We start from the raw sequence: 1750 nt of genomic DNA on the forward strand, positions 1-1750 counted from the left end.
CGGGTGTTGGCCGCGATGCAGAAGTAGCCCATCACCTTCATGCCTTCGGCGTGGCCGAGCTTGACCATCTCGGTGAGGAAGTCGTGCTTGAGGCCGGGCTGCTCGGGGATGAGGTCGCTCTTGTACCAGGCGTAGCCGTTGCAGGAGACGGCGAAGGTCTGAATGACGTTGGCCCCGACGTCCTTGTACCACTGAACGTGCTCTTTCGGATCGGCCTCGGCCCAGGTGCCGGGTTTGGCAAAGCCCGCCCTGCGACCGAGTGCCCAGTTGAAATCGATGCAGTAGGACTTGATTTCCGATGCTGCGGATCTGCCTGCGTCTTCCTCCGCCTTTCCGCCGAAAGACATGGATAGTGATGCCACAATGATTAGTGGATAGATTTTGTAAGGCTTGGACATGGATGGACTCCTGATTCCGATAGCTTCGGTTTGTTTTTGGTGATTTGCCAGGGTTGTTCGCTCTGGCGTCTCTACTGAATTGAAATCTTGAGACAGACTAAAACAGATGCCCGTCAATTCCCCCACTCGAAGCAGATCGATTTCGGATTGCCTCTGGTGAGAATCCCGGGGAGGACGATCTCGACCGCCTCTTCCGTGGTCCTTGCCTGCACCGCATCAATCTCGATTGGCGTTTCGGGGGTGCCTCCGTTGAAAAAGCGCCCTCCCCTCCAGGTCGCATTAAGATCGATACCGCCTTTCATCTTCCCGGCCACGACCTGCGTCTCTTCGAGCTGAACAATGCTGATGCCAACCGTCCCATTCGCCACCCGGAAGTCGGTCGCGGCAGGCTTGCCCGTGTTTTCCCGCAACAGATGCACTTCGATCTCATCCGGCCACGTTTCGGCATCCCGGGTGAGAACAGCACGTCCGGCCTGAACTCGCGTGCTGACGCGGACCATCGCCTTGTTCCCTTCAATGTCGACGCGGCCCGTATCCGGGGCATTTCCCCGCGCCTTGAACTCGAGTCGAAGTGGCGGCAGGCTATCAGGCTCCACAAATTTTCCATCCTCCCAGACGGAATCGACCGACATGCCATGGTACTTTCTTGCCATGACCGCAATGCGTTTCCGGTTGCCCGTAAGCTCGCTCATTTGCCTCGGGAGGATTTCATCCAGCGGGATGATGCCGCGACTGTTGGATGGCTTCGCGTAGCCATACACACCCACGCCTGCCGCAAGCGCTTCCGGCACATCTTTCGCCGCATCGTTTCCGCCGTAATCAGACATGCAGGTAATCAGACGGGTATCCGCACCGACAATGGGCTGGATAGCAAGGATCTCATCCAATCTTCCCGTTTCGCCCATAAACCAGTCGACCTCTTTGTACATGTTCGAGTTCTTAACGAGAGGACTGTTCACCCTGTTACTTGTCAGCCATATGATGCAGTCGGGATCGGCGTCCTTCGCCGCCTTGCGAATTGCAGCCCAGCAGCGGTCAATCGCTTTTTGGCCATAGGCAAGCTCCTTCTCCTTCGAAAGGTTTTCCTCTCCCGGGAAGGGTTCCCCCATGAGCTGGGTATAGAGTTCTTTCTCGGCATCAATCCATTTGCCTTTGCTTGCTTTCCGATTGGGCATCCAGACCCAGTCGATCATGAAGCCGTCGATGCCCGTCGTCTTGATCGCGTCGGTGATGGCCGCGGAGAGGTAGGCGAGGTACTCGTCGGTGTAGGGGATGTGGTAGCTGCTGGGCGTGCCGTAGCTGAGTTCGGGATTCTCCTCGCCCCAGCGGGTGTTGGCCGCGATGCAGAAGTA

2 protein-coding genes are annotated in these 1750 nt (G+C 57.3%); both read right to left on the minus strand.

Features of this window, described 5'->3' with window-relative positions:
- On the minus strand, window positions 1–347 hold a 347-nt coding region (locus ACG2LG_RS23785; protein WP_396263353.1), incomplete at its 3' end, for a hypothetical protein.
- 164 nt (window positions 348–511) lie between these two features.
- The coding region (locus tag ACG2LG_RS23790; RefSeq protein ID WP_396263355.1) for a hypothetical protein at window positions 512–1750 on the minus strand (1239 nt) is incomplete at its 5' end.

The sequence above is a fragment of the Haloferula sp. A504 genome (assembly GCF_044385805.1).
In the GTDB taxonomy this organism is placed as follows: Bacteria; Verrucomicrobiota; Verrucomicrobiia; order Verrucomicrobiales; family Akkermansiaceae; genus Haloferula.